General features: G+C 67.2%; 14 protein-coding genes. 9 read left to right on the plus strand and 5 right to left on the minus strand.

Going from position 1 to position 20,881, the window contains the following annotated elements:
- Positions 1-3: 3 nt before the first annotated feature.
- Together IPK85_13195 and IPK85_13200 are read left to right on the plus strand one after the other, a co-directional pair.
- On the plus strand, positions 4-261 hold the full coding sequence (locus IPK85_13195) for a hypothetical protein (protein ID MBK8248344.1): 258 nt from the start codon (positions 4-6) through the stop codon (positions 259-261).
- A 29-nt stretch (positions 262-290) separates the two neighbouring features.
- Positions 291-1,118: a creatininase family protein gene (locus tag IPK85_13200; GenBank protein MBK8248345.1), complete on the plus strand. Its 828-nt coding sequence runs from the start codon at positions 291-293 to the stop codon at positions 1,116-1,118.
- Between the two features lie 143 nt (positions 1,119-1,261).
- Here the strand turns inward: IPK85_13200 and IPK85_13205 are convergent, their stop codons facing one another.
- Genes IPK85_13205 through IPK85_13220 form a run of 4 tightly spaced genes read right to left on the minus strand, consistent with a single transcriptional unit; the run spans position 1,262 to position 5,854 of the window.
- Positions 1,262-2,143: an MCE family protein gene (locus IPK85_13205; GenBank protein ID MBK8248346.1), complete on the minus strand. Its 882-nt coding sequence runs from the start codon at positions 2,141-2,143 to the stop codon at positions 1,262-1,264.
- Entirely contained in the window at positions 2,140-2,991 is an 852-nt protein-coding gene (locus IPK85_13210) for an ABC transporter permease (protein MBK8248347.1), read from the minus strand. The genes IPK85_13205 and IPK85_13210 overlap by 4 nt, the downstream gene beginning before the upstream one ends.
- Positions 2,988-4,082: an LptF/LptG family permease gene (locus IPK85_13215; protein MBK8248348.1), complete on the minus strand. Its 1,095-nt coding sequence runs from the start codon at positions 4,080-4,082 to the stop codon at positions 2,988-2,990. The genes IPK85_13210 and IPK85_13215 overlap by 4 nt, the downstream gene beginning before the upstream one ends.
- Positions 4,082-5,854, minus strand: coding sequence for an LptF/LptG family permease (locus IPK85_13220; protein ID MBK8248349.1), 1,773 nt, complete (start codon positions 5,852-5,854; stop codon positions 4,082-4,084). Before IPK85_13220 ends, IPK85_13215 begins: the two co-directional genes overlap by 1 nt.
- A gap of 172 nt (positions 5,855-6,026) precedes the next feature.
- Between IPK85_13220 and sprA the strand changes: the two genes are divergently transcribed.
- Complete coding sequence (gene sprA / locus IPK85_13225; GenBank protein MBK8248350.1) at positions 6,027-12,026, plus strand: cell surface protein SprA; 6,000 nt, start codon at positions 6,027-6,029, stop codon at positions 12,024-12,026.
- On the opposite strand, the gene IPK85_13230 is transcribed toward sprA, so the two are convergent.
- Positions 12,023-14,071, minus strand: a complete 2,049-nt coding sequence (locus IPK85_13230) for an MASE1 domain-containing protein (GenBank protein MBK8248351.1) — start codon at positions 14,069-14,071, stop codon at positions 12,023-12,025. The genes sprA and IPK85_13230 overlap by 4 nt on opposite strands.
- A gap of 17 nt (positions 14,072-14,088) precedes the next feature.
- On the opposite strand from IPK85_13230, the gene IPK85_13235 reads away from it, so the two are divergent.
- The 6 genes from IPK85_13235 to IPK85_13260 all read left to right on the plus strand — a co-directional run bounded on the left by IPK85_13235 (position 14,089) and on the right by IPK85_13260 (position 20,878).
- Positions 14,089-14,763, plus strand: coding sequence for a helix-hairpin-helix domain-containing protein (locus IPK85_13235; GenBank protein MBK8248352.1), 675 nt, complete (start codon positions 14,089-14,091; stop codon positions 14,761-14,763).
- Between the two features lie 43 nt (positions 14,764-14,806).
- Positions 14,807-16,627 (plus strand): Flp pilus assembly complex ATPase component TadA, encoded by a 1,821-nt coding sequence (tadA, locus tag IPK85_13240; protein MBK8248353.1) that lies wholly within the window; start codon positions 14,807-14,809, stop codon positions 16,625-16,627.
- Between the two features lie 234 nt (positions 16,628-16,861).
- A complete protein-coding gene (locus IPK85_13245; GenBank protein ID MBK8248354.1) occupies positions 16,862-18,019 on the plus strand; it encodes a type IV pilus twitching motility protein PilT in 1,158 nt (385 codons plus the stop codon).
- Between the two features lie 29 nt (positions 18,020-18,048).
- Positions 18,049-19,242, plus strand: coding sequence for a type II secretion system F family protein (locus tag IPK85_13250; protein MBK8248355.1), 1,194 nt, complete (start codon positions 18,049-18,051; stop codon positions 19,240-19,242).
- A 401-nt stretch (positions 19,243-19,643) separates the two neighbouring features.
- Positions 19,644-19,946 carry a hypothetical protein gene (locus tag IPK85_13255; protein ID MBK8248356.1) on the plus strand — a complete coding sequence of 101 codons (303 nt, stop codon included), beginning with the start codon at positions 19,644-19,646 and terminating at the stop codon, positions 19,944-19,946.
- Positions 19,947-19,951: 5 nt separating this feature from the next.
- Complete coding sequence (locus tag IPK85_13260; protein ID MBK8248357.1) at positions 19,952-20,878, plus strand: branched-chain amino acid transaminase; 927 nt, start codon at positions 19,952-19,954, stop codon at positions 20,876-20,878.
- The last annotated feature ends 3 nt before the right edge of the window (positions 20,879-20,881 follow it).

The following is a 20,881-nucleotide window of genomic DNA, read 5'->3' on the forward strand; positions in this document are numbered from 1 at the left end:
CCCATGTGCTCCCAGACCGTGGGTCTGGTTGCCGCCGAATGTGAACGCCAGGGAATCACGACCGTCGCGATCCAGCTGTTGAAGCTGGTTGCCGCGTCCGTGCGCCCGCCGAGGGCGCTCTGGGTGCCCTACCCCCACGGATATCCGCTGGGTCGTCCCCACGACACGCCGGGGCAACGTGCGGTGCTGCAGGCCGCGCTCGCCCTTGCGGAGGAGCGGGGGCCGGGGCCAATCCTGAGGGAGTTCGTCCCATTGCCCTGATCCACGCGCCGCCCACCTCTCCAGCTCTCATGCGCTTCCCCCCTGTTGCCCTGCTCGTCCTCGCGTGCGCGCCGCTGATCGCCTCGTCGCAGGGCCTCACGCGGAGTGTGCGCATCGCCGACCTCCCGTGGACCGAGGCGCGGGCCATCCTCGACACGTCGGTTGTGGTGGTGATCCCGATCGGCGCCGAGGCCAAGGAACACGGCCCGCACCTGCCGCTCAACAACGACTTCCTCCTCGCGGAGTACTTTACGCGCCGCGTGTTCGAGGCGACACCGGTGGTGCTCTACCCGACGCTGAACTACCACTTCTATCCTTCGTTTGTCGACTATCCGGGCTCCACGACGTTGCGCCTGGAGACCGCGCGTGACATGGTCGTGGACATCGTGCGCACGATCGCGCGCCACGGCCCCCGCCGCTTCTACCTCCTGAACACTGGTGTCTCCACGCTTCGCGCGCTGGGCCCGTCGAAGGACACCCTGACGGCGGATGGCCTCGTGGTTCGCTACACGGACATCCTGGCGGTCGGAAAGGAGGCCGAGGACAAGGTCCGCCAGCAGAAGGGAGGCACCCACGCCGACGAGATGGAGACCTCCCTCGCGCTCTACATGTATCCGGAAAAGGTGCGCATGGAGCTGGCGCGAGACGACTTCCATCCCGGGGTCAGCGGACGGGGGCTCACACCAGACTCCGCCATCGCCGCGCGTGACGGCAAGACCTGGTCGGTGACCGGTACCTTCGGCAACGCCACGTTGGCCACGCGCGAAAAGGGCCGGGTGGTCGCCGAGGCGATGGTCCAGGGCATGTTGCGCGAGATCGCCGAGTTGCGGCGCACGCCGCTTCCGGCGCGCCGGTGAGCGCGGTCAATCGTCGGGGATCCCCACGGCTGAAGGTGTGACCTCCTGACGACACCGCGCCCGAAAGTCGTTGTCACTCCCATCTCCGTGGAACCTCTGCGCCGCGTGCGAGTCCGAGGCAACCCTCGGATTGCCGTCTGGCGCTAGAAAATCGAGAGGTTGATGAACTTCTTCGGGTTCGTCTTGAACTCGGCGGTCAGCGAATCCACCCGGATCAATACGCGGCGCAAGTCTTCGTAGAGGCCGGGGTCATTCAGGAGCTTCGCAGCAGTCCCATCCCCACTCTGCACTTTCGCAAGGAGCGAGTTCACCCGATCGGTCGTCGTTTTCAGCTCCGTCGTCGCGTTCGACAGGTTCGTCGCCGTGGCGCGGAGGGCGCGCACGGTGGAGTCCACTTGCTGCGAGTCGATCGCTGCCGTCTTCTGACGTACCGCCACCATCGTCGCCTGCAATTCGCGGGACTGCAGGGCCGCGATCTGGCTCATTTGGGCGACGAGCCCGTTGAGGGCGAGGATGGTGCGTCGCATCTCGCGCATGCCGCCGGAGTCGACAAACTGCTCGCTGGCGCCGCGTAGCAACTTGTTCACGCCCTGCGTGATCGTATCCGCGCTCGCCGTCAACTTGGCGATGCCGGCTTGTGGGGTTCCGACGGGAATCGTGTCGCCCGGGGCGAAGTATTCGGTGTTGGGCTGGTCCGGTACCAGCCCGATGGCGACGTCGCCAAAGAAGCCGTTAGGCAGGATGGTGGCCGTGGTGCCCTTCGGCACCCGGTACTGCTCTTCCAGGCGATAGGTCACCAGGAGGGTGCCGTCGGGCTCGAATTCGATCTCGTCGACAAACCCAACGGTCGCGCCACTGAGCCACACCGGTTGTCCTTGCTTCAAGCCCTGGCCCCACGTGAAGCGCGTGTACAGGGGATAGCCTTGCGCCAGCCCGCCGCGGGCCAGCCACAGCGCGCCCAGCACCGCGACCACCAGGGCCGCCGTGGTGAACATGCCCACGAGAACTTCGTCGCGTCGTTTCATCCCTGGAGTTGCGGAGCGAGGAGTGTAGCCGTGATGGCGTCGAGCACGAGGATGGCGACGGAGGTGACGACCACCGCCTTGGCGGTCGACCGCCCGACCCCTTCCGCGCCGACGTCCGTGACGTAGCCTTCGTACGAACAGAGGACGGCAATGGCGCCACCAAACATGGTGGCCTTGAGCAGCGAGTACACGAGCTGGAACGGGGCGTAGGCGAGGCGCAGCCCCTCGGAGAACTGGGCCAGCGTCACGTCCGTGGCGTAGACCGACGTGAGGAACGCGGTCCCGATGCCCACGGCATTCGCGAAGATGACGAGCAGCGGTAGCATCAGGATGCCCGCGAGCACGCGCGGGACCACCAGGTAGGCGATCGGGTTGTAGGCCAGCGTCTCCAGCGCATCAATCTGCTCCGTCACCCGCATCGTCCCGATCTCGGCGGTCATCCGCGCGCCCACGCGTCCCGTGAGGACGAGCCCGGTTAGCAGGGGGCCGAGCTCCAGTACGATCATCTGCCGCGAGATGAGGCCAACGACGGAAAGCACCACACCCGGGAATAACTGGTAGCGGGTCTGCAGCGCAATCACCGACCCGATGAATGCGGCGACGATCGCCGTGAGGGGGAGGGACCCCACGCCGATGGCGTACATCTGGCGAGCGGTGAGCGGCAGGTACGTGCGCCAATCCAGCACGAGGGCCCGCAGGGTTTCGCCCAGGAAGTACATGCGCGCCCCGATCCCTCCAAAGACCCCGGAGCCGAGGATGGCCATGCGGCGCATCAGCAGGAAGCTGCCACGCGCCACCGCCGGGAGCTCCTCGGTGTGTCGGTGCGAGCCGTAGATGGGGGCGTTCATGTCCGCACGCGAACGAACATGACGAGGCCAAGCACGCCAAAGACAATGTTCGGAACCCACGCGGCCATCTCGGGGCTGAGGCCCCCCTGCCCGCCGACCGCGCGTGTGAGCTGGATCATGATCAGGAATACAATAGTGGTCCCGAGCGAAATGCCGATGCCATACGCGGCCCCGCCTCGCTGGTTGGACGTGGCGAGGGGCATGCCGAAGAAGGCGATGATGAAACAGGCGATCGGGACGGCAATCTTCAGGGCACGGTCTACGCGCAACTTGTTGACGTCGCTCCCGGACCGCTCGAGGGCGGTGATGAACCGGCCGAGGTCATCATACCCCATGTCCGCCGGCGCCTTGGGCGACGCCATCAGGTCGCGGGGGGACTCCTCCATCGCGCGGTCACGGAGGGAGTCGAAGACGAAGGCGACATTGCGCCCACGCTCCGGGACGACGTGGAGTGACCCCTCACGAATGGTCCACCCGGTGTCCTTGCCGAACCTCGCGTTGCGCGCGGACACGATCCAGGTCGGGTAGGTCGCATCGCCCTCGCGACCCTTGCGCTCGACCTCGACCCCCTCGAGGTACCCCCGCTCCACGTTCAGCAGGGTGGCGCGGTAGACTCGCCCGCGTTCGGCGGCAAAGGCGAAATTGTAGCGCTCGTTCCCCGTCGTGAAACGCGACTCCTGGAGCAGCTCGGACTTGCGCTTGTTGGCCGGCGGGACAAACTCGGAAAGGAGGAGGGCGCCGCCGGAGGCGAGGGCCGCGCCGATCACGATCGGAAAGACGAACCGGTGAAACGCGAGGCCGCTGGCCTTCGCCGCCGTGATCTCGGCGTGCCGCGTGAAGCCCCCGATCGAGAAGACCGTGGCGAACAAGACGGCGGCCGGCATCACGAGCAACATCGACTCCGGAAACCAGTAGATGTAGCTCAATGCAATGTCCCGCGGCGGCAAGCTGCGCTGCAGGTACTTGTCCAGGTTGTCGGTGAGGTCGAAGATCGTGACGATCAGCGGGAAGCCGAAGGCCGTCCCGAAGAAGATCTTGCTCCACTCCCGAAGGACGTAGCGGTCGAGGGGGCGCAGGAGCCACCGAAACATCAGGCGCGACCCCGGCGGAAGGGCCACAGGGCCCGCAGCCGCTCGGCCCAGAGGCCGGTGTCGCCACCGCGAGCCGCCCCACCCTCGCGCTCCATCCGGGCGAGCAGGTACAGCCCGACGAGCGTGAAGATGATGTTGGCGGCCCACATCGAAACGGACGGGGGCAACTTGTCGCGGTCGGCCAGTGATTCGCCGGCGATGAGGCCTACGTAGTACAGGGCAAACACCACGAGGCTGACCCCGATCACCAGGCCGACACCCCCGCGAGGGAATCGCAGGGCCAGCGGAGCGCCGAGCAATACGAAGACAATACAGGCGAAAGAGATCGCGAACTTCTTGTGGATCTCCACCGCAAACTGGTTGATGCTGGATCGCTGGCGGATCATCTCGCTGCGGGCCGCCTCCATCTCCACAGCGACCGGTACGGTGCTGGCAAAACCGGCAGACGGGGGGAGGACCTGTGGGGCCAGCGGATCCGGCACCACCGGGGGCGGGGGGACCGATGCGGTGGTGCTCTCCGGGACCACCGCGCCAGCAACGGCTGCCGGCGGCTGTGGAGCGCCCGGGGTGGTTGTCGCGGCGGCCGCCGCCTGCTGAGCGGAATCGGTCGCGACGCGGACGAGCGAGTCGGCGCGTCGTGCACTGTCCAGGCGGGCCTTGGTGGTATCACGCTTGAGCGTGTCTTGCCTGCCCATGGTCGCCGCCAGGGCCGGCGCCGGGAGGAAGAGCCGCGCGACCTGGCTGACACGCTGGCGGATCCAGGGCAGCGCGAGGGTGTCGACGAGCCCCACCCCATCGCAGTAGGTCCGGCCCAGCGACCCCACACGAGCCCGACCGATGCGCCCGGTGTCCGGGAGGATCGGGGTGACTGGCACGGTCACATCGACCGAGGTGCTCTTGCTCGCCTTCGCCACGCGCGCCGCGCGATCGTAGCGCTCCCGTGCGCGAAAGAAATCGCGCTCCGCGCGGGCGACCTCGCCCTGCAGTTCGCACACCGTCATTTCACGGTCGCTCTTGTAGCCGTCGGAGCTGTCCCGCTCGAACGCGTTCGCCACTCCCTTCACGCGGATCAGGTCTTCCCCGAAGTAGAGGCGCTGGAACTTCGCGGGTTCCTCTTTGGGGACTTCCTGCATGAACCCGTTCCAGAGCGTGAGCTTGAGGTCCGAGCCATTGTCGGCAAACGCCATCACCCCACTGTCGGCGTAAATGGTGCGGCGACGCAGCTGGTCGCTGAGGTCGTAGATCGTGACCTCCTGCATCATGTTGGTGGACTGGTTCAGGTGCGTCGTTCGCAGGAAAAAGAGGCCAGGGGAGACCTCGTTGATGATCTGTTCCTTGATGGCGAACGACGGCTTCTTTCGGGCGATGTCCCCCTGAAGTGCCCTGAGCCGATGATTGGTGGCCGGCAGGAGTCGGTCATTGAAGGCGATCATGGCCATGGTGAAGAACACCCCCCAGGCCAGCACCGGCATCAGGATGCGGCGCATGGAGATCCCGTTGGCCTTCATGGCGGTGATCTCGTTTTCGGCCGCGAGCCTGGAAAAGGCGTACAGGACCGCCACCAGGACCGCCATGGGCAGCGTCATCGCCACCGTGAAGGGCAGCGACAGCACGAAGAACTCGAGAATGACCTGCCAGGACAGACCCTTCCCGACCAGGTTCCCAAGCTGCTTGGCGATGTAGTTGAGTAGCATGAGGGAGGTGAGCGCCGACAGGGCGAACACCAGGGGGCCGACATGCTCTCGAAGGACGTACTTGTGGATTATCTTCACGCGCCTTTTTCGTGCCCTGCGGTCGGTGGGGGCTCACCTGGGAAGTGTCCTGGCCTCACAGGCTCCAGCCAGTCGCCCACAATATAGAGTCCTGCCCCGGAGCCTCCCACGACGGACCGCCGCTCCTACACCGGAACCCTGCGATGGGTGCGAGCCCCCCGACTCTGCGTGGTTGGGGGCGCTCCTGCTGTGGGGCGCGCGCCGGGCGGAAGGGCAGTCTCCCCGCCGGGATTCCGCCCGCGTCGCCTCGCCGGGGGATACCGTCCGGCCGCGCAGCGGGGTCGACTCACTCGCCCAGCTCCTGCGCGATCGACTGGCCGGGACCGACCTGAACATCGAGTTCCGCACCCGGCTGGAGGCCAAGGCTCAGCAGACGCGCAATGAGCGCTGTGCGACGAGCGTGCTATTTCGGGCCGGTTTCACCTGCCGTGCGCCATTTACTCCCGGAATAGACGCCCAGTTCAGCCTCAAGACGACCGGTGGTCTGTCGGACCGCGCACGCCTGGACGTTGACTACGACTCCCAGCGGGAATTCGACGGCTCCAACCAGATCCTCCTGGCCTGGCAGGGTCGGCCGAACGCGATGCTGCGTCGCGTCGAAGTCGGGAACGTCACCTTCACCCCGCCCCCGTCGCGATTCCTGACCTCCGGGATCCCGAGCGGCAACTTCGGCATCCAGACGGAGGCGCGCTTCGGGCCGGTCTCGCTAACGGCCATTGCGGCGCAACAAAAGGGGAACGTGACCCGCGACCAGGTCTTCAGCGTCGGGGCAGGGACGGTGCGCACGGAACAGCGCGAGATCGAGGACTACCAGGTCGAGCCCCGGCGCTTCTTTCTCACCGTCGACCCGGAGGTGCTGGGGTCCGCGTACCCCAACCTCGACATCATCGACGGCCCGGCGATGCTGCGCCTCGCCGCGTCGCTCCCGGACACCCTGCGCCCATCTCGGGTGGCCGTCTACCGGCTGATCCTTGGGGGCCAGCCGCCCAACCCGAATGGTCCCCGCTTTCGCTTGCTAGGTGACCCCCTCTCGCGGGCCGGCCAGGTATATGAGCTGTTGCGGGAGAACATCGACTACTACCTGGACCCGTCGCAGCTCTGGTTGGCGTTGGTGCGCCCGCTGGCCCTGAACAACGAGCGCTTGGTGGTGGCATACTCGTTTCGCGTCGCCGGACGCGACACCGTCCTGGCCCACCTGGGCGGGACCCCGGACCTCGAGTTCGTCCCCGGGCAAGACCAGACGGCGCACCTATTGTGGGATCCCCAGGTCACCCCGGCGTCTCCCGCCTTCTCGCGGGAGATCCGCTCGGTGTACCGACTCGGCGGCGATGACCTGCGACGCCAGACGGTTCAACTGCGTATCGTGGCCGGGACCAGCGCCGAGCAGGAGAAGCCCGCGGGTGGTACCGCGTCCACCTACCTGCAGTTCTTTGGGCTGGCACAGGTAAACAATCCGTCCACCTTCGACGCCGAGAATCGGCTGTGGCCGCGCCCGAACGACCCGAATTTCGTCGTGGCCGCGACCCCGGGCGCGCGGCTCTTTCGCGACCAGTTCGTGGTCTTCCCGTCGTTGCAGCCCTTCGGCCGGCGCGGGCTCGCCCGGCCGGCCGAGGTCGTGCCTAACGATACGATCTACCGGACCCCGAGCGAATACCTCTACTCGGCGCAGCACCCGCAGTCGTTCTATCGCCTCATCGCCCAGTACGACGTGAGCGGCGGATCCTCGGGCACGATTGCCCTGAACGCCGTGCAGATTCGCCCGGGGAGCGAGCGGGTCAGCATGGAAGGGCGTCCGCTCGTCCGCGGGATCGACTACGAGATCGACTACGACCTGGGACGCGTGTCCCTCCTGCGACCGGATACCCTCTCGCGCCAGATGCGCCGGGTGGTCGTGCGCTACGAGGAGAATCCGCTCTTTGCGACCGTGCCGACCTCCATCCTCGGCGTCTCGTCGAGTTGGAACTTCGCTGCGGGCCAGCTGTCGTTCACGACGATCTCGCAATCGCAGCGCACGACGTTCAACCGGCCGCCCCTTGGCTTCGAGCCGCAGTCGAATGTCGTCTCGGGATTGTCGGGACGCGCCGGCTGGTCCCTGCCGTGGCTTGCGCGCTGGTTCGCTCGCCGCGACGACGACTCCAGTGCCACGCCAACGCCGGTGCGCCTCGATGTCACCGCCGAGGTGGCCATGTCGTGCCCGCGGCAATGGGGATCACAGCAGGCGTACATCGAGAGTTTCGAGGGCGAGGGCGGGGCGTCGGTCAACCTGTCGGACGCGCAGTGGCAACTCTCGTCGCAGCCATCGTTAGGCCGCGCGCTCCGCGCCCGGCTTGGGGCGACGACCCTCGACACGGCCCGCGCGACGACGATGGCCTGGCAGAATGCGGGGGTCGGCGCGGATGGACGGCCGATCCAGTTCACGATCCGGGATATCGATCCGCAAGCCGCGCTCGCCGGCACCGGGGTGACCGGCAATGAGGCGCTCCTCTGGCTGTCGCTGTACCCGATCGCGGTGGGCGGTCGGTTCGATCGCGGACGTGGAACCTACCAGTGGCAAACCGGGGTCCGTCGGCCGGGACGGCGTTGGCGCTCCATACGCACGACCTTCGGGATTGCCGGGAGCGGGATCGACCTCTCGCGCGCGGAACAGGTCGAGTTCTGGACCCTGGTGGACACGAGCGCGGCGCGCCGCGCCCGGAACCCGACCCTTGTCCTCGACTTTGGGGACATTTCGGAGAATGCGGTTGCCTTCACGCCCGACACGCTCATCGTCCGGGGGGCGGACTCGAGTTATGTCGGTCGACACATCGAAGGATGGGACGTGCTCGACAGCGAGCGCGATCCCTTCTCGCGCGCCTTCAATGCCGACGTGAACGACCTGGGCGTTGCCGGCGACGTAGCGAGCCTGCTGCACGTGGTCGGTGGTGTCGCGCCGCTGGCCACGCGCGTCCCGCTCTGCGCGCTGCGGCAGGTGCGCGAGCGGGTGCTCGGTGACGCGCAGGCCAACTGCACGGTGCGCAACGGGCGACTGGATGAGGAGGATATCGACCAGGACAACGCGCTCAACTTCACGAGTGCGGACCGCGAACAGGAGCGCGTGCGCCGCTTCGTGGTGGACCTGGCGGACCGTCGCACCTACAGCCGGGTGGGTAGCTGCGGGGTGGTGGTGCGCGACGTGAACGCGGCGGTGCCGCCCGATGCGCGCCTGTGCTGGGTGCAAGTGCGGCTGCCGTTCGGCGCGCCAGATGACTCGACCGCGGGTGGGCCCTCCCTGCGTCGCGTGCGCGCGCTGCGCGTGACGATGGTGTCGGGGACGGCCCTCGGCGATGCCCAGTTCTCCCTGTTGCCGTTAGGCAGGCTCCGGGTGGTGGGCGCGCCCTGGCAGAAGCGGGCCGAGCGCGCCATTCGTGGCGCCGCTGGCACCGAGCCTGTTCTGGTCGGCGACGTCGTGGCGACGACGATCGGCACCCAGGATCGCGATTCCACTCGGGGGCTGTTCTACGAGTCACCGCCGGGCGTGACCGACCTGCCAGAGGACGCCTCGGGTGTGTTCGGGGGGCAGCAGCTCCAGGTAAATGAACGGTCCCTGCGCCTGCTCGCGCTCGGGCTCGAGGTCGGGGACCGTGCCGAGGCCTTTTTCCGCTTTCCGGAGGGGCAGCGCAGTTTCATGGGATACCGCGAGCTGCGCTTCTGGGCCCGCGGCCGTGGACGCGGGTGGGGAGGAGGGCCAACGGGGCGGTCGGACCTGCAGGTCTTCATCAAGCTGGGGCGCGACGCGGACAACTTCTACATGTTCCGCACCGGTGCGGAGGCGGGAACCACGCGCGCCTCATGGGAGCCGGAAGTACGCGTCAACTTCAATGTCTTCTATACGCTTCGGGCGCGGGTCACGACCAACTTCCTCAGGGGCGACACCACCTGGGTGGGATGCCACGGGGTCGACTCGCTGCTGATCGCCCGCAGCACGCTGCCCACCGGGTTCCGGGCGCGTCGGTATGCGGCGTGCGATGGCGGTCACATGGTGTACACGGTAGACCCCGTCGTGACGCCGCCGAACCTGGCGGCGATCCAGGAGGTGGCGGTGGGGGTGTTGCGCGTGGGCGAGGGGCAGGGGAGTGGCGCGCTGCTCCCGGGGGATACGGCCGAGGTGTGGGTGGATGACATCCGGTTGGCGTCGCTGGTGGACGACCCCGGGTACGCCGGGGAGCTGGCCGCCACGCTGACGGCGGGCGACCATGGCTCGCTCCGCGTGGCGGCGCGTCGTCGGGACCCAAACTTCCGACAACTTGGCGACGCTCCCTCCTTCCTGACAAACGATGACGTGGAGGTGGCCGCCACGTGGCGGCTCGACCGCCTCCTGCCCCGATCCGCCGGGCTCGCGATCCCGCTCACGCTCCTGCATCGGGCGTCGGGGAGTGACCCCACCTTCCTGACACGGTCCGACGTTCGCGGGGGATCGGTGGACGGGTTGCGGACGCCGCGGGCGCGGCAGACCACGGTTGGCCTGAACGTGCGGCGTACGGCGGACACCGGCCCGTGGTATGTCGCCCTGCTCGACCATGCGGTCCTCGACGGCACGGCCAGCCTCCTGGGGAGCCGGTCGGAGTTCCAGGATGCGAGTGTCCGGGACCTGAATGTGGGCATCGATGTGTCGAGCGCAGGGTTCCTGTCCGGGGCCGCTCCCCTAACCCCGGCGACGTGGTGGCGACCGAGCACGGTGCGGGTTTCCACGGCCATGGTGACGTCGGATGACCGGCGCGCCTCGTTTCTCAAGCCGGCCGGCGCCACGGATGACCCGCGGACGGAGGCGCGTGGGGAGCAGCGCCTGCTGCGCTCGACCACCGGCGTGGAATGGCGGTTCCTCCCCGGGGTGGCGGCGCGGTGGGACGCCTCCACGGTGAATGACCTGCGGAGTTATGGCGGCGGTTCACCCAGTGCCGTCGCCGCGCGGCGGGAGCGTGGGGGACTCCTCGGCCTGGACCTTGGACTCGAACGGGAGCGTTCGATGACCACGAGCCTCACGGTGGCACCGGTCTGGCGCGCCTGGGTCCGTCCCCGTGCATCGTTAGGCTCGACATACGCCATGGTCCGCGACCCGAACAACCGCTCGGTGATCCTCGATTCCACGATTGCCGAGCGCCCCGTCCCCTCGCTGGCGCGGCGCACAGGCAACACGCAGTTTGTCACGGTGGCCACGACGATCGACCCGGCGGCCGCCGCCCTGGCGCGGTGGGGCGAGGGCAGTCGCTGGACGCGCCTGGCCCGGATCGTCCAGCCGGCGGACCTCAGCGTCACGCGCAACCAGCTGGCGGCCTACGATGGCATTCCGCTCGCCCCGGGACCGGCCTTCCAGTTCGGGGTCGGTGGGATCGAGGCCTTCCGGCGCATGGGCGGGATCTTCGCCGCCAACGCCGGCGCCAGCACCGATGCGGTCCTGACGGGCGCCATCACCTTGCCGGGCGGGCTGAGCGTCACGCACCGTTCGCAACGCACCGCGTCGCGGCATTGGAACCGGCGGAGCGCGGACCGCGCGACGCCGATCGACGGGGAGCTGCGTGTGCTTCCGGATGTCGCCCTGCGATGGAATGGTTCGCCGGTCGCCCTGCAGCGGCTGTTCAGTTCCCTTGGGCTGTCGGCGCGCGCGCTCGTCAGCACGCAACGGTGGACGATGCCCCGGGATCTGGAGGCCACGCCCGAGGTCCGCACGGCGGAGCAGCAGAGTTTCCCGGTCAGTGCAACCGCTGTTACCGCCTGGGGTGACTTGACCTTCTCCGGGACCTGGGCGCTCTCGCGACGCGTCGATTCATTGCCCGGGTCCCTCACGCGGGGGCGTGCGTCGGACTTCGTCGCGGACGTGAGTCGCTCCGTCGGCCTCCCGAAGCGTTGGGGTATCGTCGCCCCGATGCGGGCGCGCGCGTCCTTCCAGTCCACGCTGGCCGAGAGCGACGTCAGTAACGTCGCCGTGTTTGCCCAGCGCAGCCGGCTGACCGACAACGGGCGGCGCACCGTGAACCTGAACCTGGACACGGATGTCTCGGAGTCGACCACCTTCAGCCTGCAGGCGGCCCGTGTCCTCACCTTCGATCGCAACCTTGACCGCCGCATCTCCCAGACCCTGGTGAGTGCCGTCTTCCAGATGCAGTTCTTCGCTGGGGGTGGCCGCGCGGATCGTTAGGCGGCCGGCCGGACCGGCGGGTGGCTGAGCGTAAAGGAGAAGACGGCGCCTCGGCCGGGGGCGGCGTCCGCCCAGATCCTGCCGCCATGCGCGGCAATGATCCGTTGCACGGTGGCCAGTCCGATCCCGACGCCCTCGAAGTCCTCGGGCTTGTGCAGGCGCTCGAACGGGGAGAACAGCCGCGCGGCGTACCGGGGGTCGAACCCGACCCCGTTGTCCCGCACCCATGTGACCGTCACCCCCTCCTCGACGTGCTGGCCCACGGCGATCTGCGCCGACGGCGTGCGCGCCGTGTACTTCCAGGCATTGGACAGGAGGTTCTGCATCGCGATGGTGAGGAGCCGGGCGTCGGCGCAGGCCTGCAGTCCCGGTTGGACCACAATCTCCACCGTGCGATCGGGATCCGTCGCGCGCAGCTCCGCGGCCAGGTCGCCCGTCAGCGCCGTCAGGTCGATCGCGTCCCGTGCGACCGTGCTCGTCGGCACCTGGCTCAGTCGCAGGAGGTCGTCCACCAGTCGGTGCATCCGTAGCGACGCGGCGTGGATCCGGCGCGCATGGTCCGGGACGTCCCCAACGACGCCCTGCTCCACATCCTCGATGATGGCGCGACTGAAGCCTTCCACGATCCGCAGCGGGGCGCGAAGGTCGTGGGACAGGGTGTAGCCGAACGCCTCCAGTTCCCGGTTGACGTACGCCAATTGGTGGGTGCGCTCGACGACCCGGCGCTCCAGGTCTTCGTTGAAGCGCCGCGCGGCCTCCTCGGCTTCCCGCCGCGCCGAGGTGTCGACGGACGAGCGCAGGACGTACGCCACCGCGTCGTTACCTCCAATGATTGGTACCATCGTCACATCTGCCGTCCGCGTGCCGGTCGGTGTCTGGATCGCGTCCTGGAACCGCACCACCTCCCGCGTCCGCACCGCCTCGCGTCCAAACGAAAGATTGCGCTCGAGGAAGCGGCCCCCCATCCCGGGCAGCACGAGGGCAGCGTCTGCCGGATACCGGCCCACCAGGTCACCCTCGGATGACCCTGGCCACAGGACGTGCACCAGCTCCAGCGCCGCCCGGTTGAGGTGGACCAGGCGAAACTCCTCGCCCGGCTCGACCGCAAAGAGCATCTGCACGTCGATCGTCGCCGCGCTGACGGCGCTCAGGCGGCGTTCGACGTCGAGGGCATTGGCCAGTGCCTGCTCGCGCTGGGTCGTCAGCGCCGTGCCCACCAGGGTCAACACCACGACGAGAAAGTGGAACGCCTGCACATTGAGCACCTCGCGGGCGTCCGAGATCGACGTGAGGGCCCCGGTGTGGAAGCGGACGCCGAGCGTCCCGGCCACGCTCAGCACCACCACCACCAGCGACGCCATCCGCGTATCCGCCCGCAGGCTCGTCCAGACGACCACAGGGAAGAGGGCCAGCAGCGTGGGGACAGTGCGCGGCTCTGCGGCGAGCGAGAAGTTGACCAGGACAAAAGCGGAAACCAGGGCGACCGCGATCGCGAGGGCGAGGCGTTCCGTGGCGGCGGGTCGCACGGGCTCGCCGCGCGGCTGCATCCAGGCCAGCAGCGCCGGGGCGAAAGCCACCATCCCTGTCGCGTTCCCAAGCAACCAAGGGAGGTACAGTCCAGCGGCCTGTGACCACGGCAACCCGGCGAGCACGCGCACACCGACACCGATCCCCGTTCCAACCGCCGCCGATGCACCGGCGACAATCGCCAGCCGCAGGGTGCTGGTTGGCGTGAGGAAACGGCGTTCGAGACGCAGCCCCCGGGAGAGCCCCCATGCCACCGCCGCCTCGGCCACGGCGGGCAGGGCCAGGACGGCAGCCATGCTGGCGTGCTGACCAGTCACCATCACGACCACGGCGGCCGCGAGCCAGACGGCCGGGAGCATCCAGGGCCCCCACAGGACGACAGCGGTGAACCCGACGGCGCTCGCCGGCCAGACCATGGCAGAGCCGACGGCGCTCGGGGCCACGTTCAGGCCGTACCAGCCCGCGGCAATTCCGCCGATGACGGTGGCAGCCCATGGGCGGGCAAGTCGTGCGATCATGAGGGGCCGACGTTGCAATGGAATGCTACCATTGGCAAGCGCGCGGTCACGTGCGCGCGAGATGTCTGTTCCATACTGGGCGTATGCCGTCTCGACCGGATCGACTACACGTCGCGCTCGGAGTCCTGTTGGTGCTGGGGATTGGTTTTCGCCTTGTTCGGCGCGACCCCGGGGCCGGTCCGGCCGCGGAGGTGTCGATGCGCACACAACGCGACGCGCCGCGAAGATCGCAAACGGTGGTTTCGCGGCGCGCGCCCACCGAGGGCATCGCGTCGGCGGCCCCGCGCCGCCGCCCCGCGGACACCCTCGCGGCGATGCGAGCGGAAGTGTCGGCACCGGGCAGCCTTCCCGCCGAGCGGGTGGTTCGTGACGCCGCGCGGGCGGGACAGCTTGCCCGGCCGCGCGTCGATCCGTCCGCCGCAAGTCTGGAGGAACTCACTCGCCTGCCCGGGATTGGGCCGGCCATGGCCCGCCGCATTGTGGAAGAGCGGGAAGCCCGTGGCAAGTTCGCCTCACTGGAGGACTTGCATCGCGTGCGGGGGATCGGGCCGGCGATGTCGGCTCGCCTCGCGCCCTACGTGACGTTTGGGGACAACGGGCGTCCCTCCGTTGTGACTTCAGGCGCTGAAGGATCGGTCAGGAATGGCGCTCGGAAGTCGCGGCGCGCCGTTCGTCGTCCGTCGTCAGACTGACGCGCCTCCCATCCTCGCTCACCGCCGCCCTTCCGTCCCACGCATGGCTCCGGTCGTTGCACCTCGCGAAAAGGTCGCAGATGCGCTGCTGCGGGATGGTGTCATCACCAAGGAGCAGTTCGAGCGCTCGCGCCAGGAATCGAAGCAGAGTTCTTGCACGCAGACGTATGCCCTGGTGAAGCTCGGGATCGTCCCCGAGGTGGAGCTGACGAAGTACCTCGCCCGCAGCTCACGCATGCCCGCGGTGGACCTCTCGAAGTTCGAGGTCGACCCGCGCATCATCAAGCTGATCCCGGCCGAGCTGGCCACCAAGCACCTGGTCCTCCCGCTCAAGCGCGAGGGACGCACGCTGACGGTTGCCGTGGCCGATCCGACGAACCTGGGGATCCTCGAGGACCTCAAGTTCATCACGCGCTACGACATCTTCCCGGTCCTCGCCGGCGAATACACGCTGCGCAACGTCATCGACAAGCAGTACGACCAGGGCGACGAGGGGATGAAAAACCTCCTCGACGAGGTCAGCGGCCTCGATGACATCGAGGTGGTCGAGGACAAGGAAGAGGATGTGTCCGCCGCCGCGCTGGCGGCCGCGGTGGACGACGCGCCGGTCGTCAAGCTGATCAATGCGATCCTGACGGACGCGGTGAAGCGGGGTGCCTCGGACATCCACTTCGAGTGCTTCGAGCACGAACTGCGCGTGCGGTACCGCATCGACGGGGCCCTGCAGGAAGTGATGAAGCCGCCCCTGAAGCTCAAGGCCGCCCTGATCTCGCGCTTCAAGATCATGGCCCAGCTCAATATTGCCGAACGCCGGGTTCCACAAGACGGGCGCATCAAGCTGAAGATCGGGAACAAGGTCATCGATTATCGCGTCTCGACGCTCCCGACCCTGTTCGGCGAAAAGGTCGTGCTCCGGATCCTCGACAAGGGGAACCTGACGCTGGACCTGGAGAAGTTCGGCATCGAGCCCAGCGCCGAAAAGGCGCTCATGGAAGCGATCATGAACCCGTACGGGATGGTGCTCGTCACCGGTCCCACGGGATCCGGCAAGACGACGACGCTGTATTCGGCCCTCTCGAAGATCAATAACATCGACGTCAACATCATGACGTCGGAGGACCCGGTCGAGTACAACCTGTTCGGGATCAACCAGGTCCAGGTGCGCAACGAGATCGGGATGACGTTTGCGGCGGCGCTGAAGGCGTTCCTGCGCCAGGACCCGAACATCATCATGGTCGGTGAGATTCGAGACCTGGAGACGGGTGGGATCGCCATCAAGGCCGCCCTGACGGGTCACCTGGTGTTGTCCACGCTGCACACCAACTCGGCGCCAGAAACGGTCACGCGTCTCATGGACATGGGGCTCGAGCCGTTCAACGTCGCCTCGGCGCTTAACCTGGTGCTCGCGCAGCGCCTCGTGCGGCGCATTTGCCCAAAGTGCCGAAAGAAGTACACCCCGGATGATATCGAGTTGGGTGGCGCGAAGGTCTCCCCGGACACCCGGCTCGGTGACCTCCGCTTTACCGAAACGGCGCTGCAGGACGCCAAGTCCCGCGCCATGCCGGACGCCTTGCCGCACCTGGAACACCTCTCGATCGACACGCGCATCGGCGAACTCCCGTTCTTCAAGGGACGTGGGTGTGATGACTGTGCCGGCACGGGCCTCAAGGGGCGGCAGGGGTTGTATGAGGTGATGGCCATGACCCCGGAGTTGCGGCGCTGCATCCTCATGAACGTGGGCGCGCAAGAGATCAAGGATGCGGCCATCAGTGAGGGAATGCTGACCCTCCGCATGGACGGCTGGCTGAAGGTGCTCAAGGGTGTCACCACGCTGGAGCAGGTGATTCGGGAAACGGCGGCGTAAGGGCGAGACGGCAGACGACGCATCCGATCGGCCGAACGGCGTGCGACGTGGCGCAGTGATGCAGGTCACAGCCGTGACTGCGCGCTCGAACTGGACGTCAAATGGATGGTCAACGGGCCCGAGAGGGCCGGGGAGCGGCACGATGGTCGCGAGTAAACGAACCACAACCACAGGCACGAGCGGGCGCACGGCAACGGACTGCCGTCTGCCGTCTGCCCTCTGCCGTCTCCTCACATGACCAAGCCAAACGCGGCCCCGGCCGTCAATCTCCGCGCGCTGCTCGAGGAAGTGATCGAGCGCGACGCGTCCGACTTGCACATCACGGCCGGTGAGCGCGCCAAGCTTCGCATTGACGGCGCCATCGTGAACTCCAATATCGAGTTCGTCCTCTCGCCCAAAGACACGCTGCAGCTGGCGTATTCCGTGTTGACGGAAAACCAGAAAAAGCGCTTCGAGATGGAGGACGAGCTGGATTTCTCGTTCGGCATCCAGAACCTCGCCCGGTTCCGCGGCAACTGCTTCAAGCAGCGCGGGTGCGTGTCGATGGTCATCCGGCAGATTCCGTTCAACGTGCGCACCTTCACGGACCTGGGGTTGCCCGCCGTGATCGCGCGGATGTCCGAGAAGCCGCGCGGCCTCGTGCTCGTGACCGGTCCCACCGGGTCCGGCAAGTCCACCACCCTCGCGGCGATGATCGACAAGATCAATCGCGAGCGGCAGGGCCACATCATCACGGTGGAAGACCCGATCGAGTTCATCCACCGCCACCAGGGCTGCATCGTCAACCAGCGCGAGGTCGGGACCGACACCAAGACCTTCGCCAATGCCCTGAAGTACGCGCTGCGCGAAGACCCCGACGTGATCCTCATCGGCGAAATGCGGGACCTGGAGACCATCCAGGCGGCCCTCACCATCGCCGAGACGGGCCACCTCGTCTTTGCGACGCTGCACACCAACTCGGCCGCCGAGGCCATCAACCGGATCATCGACGTCTTTCCGAGCCACCAGCAATCGCAGGTGCGCGCGCAGCTCGCCTTTGTGCTGGAAGGCATCGTGACGCAGACGCTGTTACCCCGGGCCCGCGGTCGCGGCCGGGTGCTCGCCGCGGAGATCCTCGTGATCAACGCCGCCATCCGCGCCCTCATTCGTGACGACAAGATCCACCAGATCTACTCGTCCATGCAGTCGGGCAAGAAGTTCGGCATGCAAACGATGAACGATGCGCTCTACCAGCTGTACGTCGCACGCGAGGTGTCGGAGGAGGAGTGTCTCCGCACGTCGAGCGACCCGACCGAGTTCCTTCGCATGATCGGCCGCGCCCAGGTCGATGATGACGGCGACAAATCCTCCCGTGCGACGCCGCGACCGGCGGCCGCGGCGGGACGTCGCTGAGTTTCCCCTTTCCGTAGCACAGGACCGTCATGGCCACGTTTACCTATACCGCCCGAGCCTCCAACGGGGACCTGAAGACGGCGACGATCGAGGCCTCCAGTCGGGAGGACGTCGTCGCGCAGCTGCGGCGACAGCGTCTCTCCGTCGTCAAGGTCGACGAGAACGCCAAGCCGAAGAAGGCCCGCGGATCCGTCGGGATGCGCGACATCGTCATCTTCACGCGGCAGTTCTCGACGATGATCAACGCCGGCCTGCCGCTCGTGCAGGCCCTCGACATCCTCGCCAAGCAGACCGAGAACAAGGTGCTGTCCGAGGTGACCCGCGCCGTCGTGTTTGACGTCGAGTCCGGACACACCGTCGCCGACGCGCTCTCCAAGCACCCGAACGCGTTCAGCGAGCTCTACGTGAACATGGTGGCCGCCGGCGAGGCCGGCGGTATTCTGGACACCATCCTGATGCGCCTTGCGACGTTCATGGAGAAGAACGACGCGCTCGTCCGCAAGGTGAAGGGGGCAATGATCTACCCCGGCGTCATCATGTCCGTCGCCGGACTCGCGATCGTGGTGCTGCTGATCTTCGTCATCCCCGTGTTCGAAAGCATGTTCGCCTCCGTGGGCATGGCCCTGCCGATGCCCACGCGCGTGGTCATCGGGATGTCGAAGTTCCTCAAGGGGTACTGGTGGGCCGTGGGCGGTGGCCTGGCCGCCGGGGCGTTCCTGCTCAAGAAATACTACGCCACGCCGGGGGGACACCTCACGATTGACCGCCTCATGCTCCGCATGCCCGTCTTGGGCGACGTGCTCCGCAAGTCCGCGGTGTCCCGCTTTACCCGGACGCTGGGCACGCTGATCTCCTCGGGCGTCAGCATTCTCGACGGCCTGGAGATTACCGCGAAGACCGCCGGCAATCGCGTCATCCAGGATGCGATCATGGCGTCGCGTGCCTCGATCGCCGGTGGTGACACGATCGCCGCACCTCTACAGAAGTCTGCCGTCTTCCCGCCCATGGTGATCAGCATGATCGCCGTCGGTGAGCAAACCGGTGGCCTGGACGAAATGCTCTCGAAGATCGCCGACTTCTACGACGAAGAAGTGGACGCGGCGGTGAGTGGACTGCTCTCCCTCCTCGAACCGATCATGATCGTTTTCCTCGGCGTCGTCGTCGGCGGCATGGTCGTCGCGATGTATCTGCCGATCTTCGACATGATCAACGCGGTGCAGTAACGCCAGCATCCGGCGGCCACGGGGGGCGATGCGGCAAGGAGCCGCGTCGCCCCCCGTGTCGTTGTGGCCGGCCCGCTCGCTGGACACCGCGCCTCCCTCACGGCCCCGCGCTGTATCGTCACGCTGCAGTCCACCGTGCGTTGCCGCCGCGATGGTCTCGCGTCTTCTTCACGGAAGCCGCAACGCACCGCGGCGCAGGATCAGCCTCCCTTTCGCCTTCGTGCTGGGGACGGCGCAAACGCCTCCCGGGGTCACTCCCGGGGGCGTTTTTGCGTCCCGGGGGTAAACGGCACGGTTTCGGACGCGCGATCCACCATCCCGCAAAGCAGACTGCCGCCCGGACGCTCGGGGCTGCAGATTCCGCCCGCGTCAGGTTCGACTCGCCCCTCTCCGCCCTCCCCGTGTACTTTCTTCTTTTCTACGAAGCCGACGCAGAGTACGCCGTCAAGCGTGCGCCGCACCGTCCCGCGCATCTCGACCTTGTGCGGGCCGCCCATGCGCGGGGCGAACTGGTGCAGGCCGGGGCGTTTGCTGACCCGGTTGATGGGTCGGTCCTGGTGTTCAAGGGCGATTCACCCGAGGTCGCCATCTCGTTCGCCAGGCAGGATCCCTTCGTCACCGAGGGAATCGTCACGCGCTGGTTCGTTCGGCAGTGGACCACGGTTGTGGGCCCCGATGCCACTGTTCCCACCATTGGAGTGTAGCCGCCATGTCCCAATTGACTGCCACCGAGTGGATCTGGCGTGACGGGGCCTTCGTGCCGTGGGCCGACTGCAACATCCACCTCCTGTCGCATTCCGTGCAGTATGGCTCGGCGATCTTCGAGGGGGTCCGGTGTTACTCCACCCCGAAGGGCCCAGCCATCTTCCGGCTGCGGGAACACATGGAGCGCCTGCTCGGCAGCGCGAAGGTGTATCGCTTCGAGATGAAGTACTCCCTCGATGACCTCGTGCAGGCGGCGCGTTCGGTGGTCGTGAAGAACAACATGGAAGCGTGTTACCTGCGGCCGATGGTGCTGCGTGGATACGGCGCCTCTAGCATGGTGCCTTTTGCCTCACCGGTTGAGGTGTTCATTCCCTGCTGGCCCTATGGGGCCTACCTTGGCGACGGCGCGCACGAAAACGGCGTGGATGCGTGCATTTCCTCGTGGATGCGCGTAGCCCCCAACACCATTCCCACGATGGCCAAGATCGCGGGCAACTACCTCTCGGGGATGTTGATCAAGATGCAGGCTCTCGCCGATGGGTATGCCGAGGCGATCGCGATGGGGCCGGATGGCAAGCTCTCGGAGAGCTCGGGCGCCAACACCTTCCTCGTGAAGAACGGAGCCATCTACACCGCGCCGGTGGATGCCTCCATCCTGCCGGGCATCACGCGTGATTGCGTGATGAGCCTGGCGAAGGACCTCGGGATCCCGGTGCATGAGCGCGATTTGCTTCGCGAGTCGGTCTACCTCGCCGATGAGGTCTTCTTCTGCGGGACGGCGGTGGAGATCACCCCCGTGCGCAGCGTCGACCGTATCCCGGTGGGCACCGGGAAGCCGGGGCCGGTGACGCAGGCGCTCCAGCAACGGTTCAACGACACGACCTCGGGCCGCATCCCCGACGAACACGGCTGGCTGACCTTCGCACGGTGAGCG

It is taken from the genome of Gemmatimonadota bacterium (assembly GCA_016712265.1).
Taxonomy (GTDB): Bacteria; Gemmatimonadota; Gemmatimonadetes; order Gemmatimonadales; family Gemmatimonadaceae; genus RBC101.